The organism is Variovorax sp. P2_H12 (genome assembly GCF_056403395.1).
This window is the reverse complement of sequence record NZ_JBFUFO010000283.1, coordinates 1-385: the sequence shown is the minus strand read 5'-3', so window position 1 is coordinate 385 and position 385 is coordinate 1. Positions and strand designations below refer to the sequence as shown.

General features: G+C 68.2%; 1 protein-coding gene. It reads left to right on the top strand.

The window, feature by feature from the left end:
* Positions 1 to 385: methyl-accepting chemotaxis protein (locus AC1DYK_RS36165; RefSeq protein ID WP_478170650.1), on the top strand; the 385-nt coding region annotated here is incomplete at both ends.

Below are 385 nucleotides of genomic sequence, written 5' to 3'. Positions count from 1 at the left end.
CAGCGTGGTGAGCCAGGTGGTGGRCACCATGGGCTCGATCAACGCCTCCTCGCGCAAGATCGTGGACATCATCGGCGTCATCGACGGCATCGCCTTCCAGACCAACATCCTGGCGCTGAACGCGGCGGTGGAAGCGGCGCGCGCCGGCGAGCAGGGCCGGGGCTTCGCGGTGGTGGCGTCGGAAGTGCGCAGCCTGGCGCAGCGCTCGGCGGCGGCGGCCAAGGAGATCAAGACCTTGATCGGGGACTCGGTGGACAAGGTCGAGGAAGGCAGCAAGCAGGTGGCGCAAGCGGGCCGGACGATGGAAGAGATCGTGGACAGCGTCAAGCGCGTGACGGACATCATGGGCGAGATCACGGCGGCGAGCCAGGAGCAGACCTCGGGG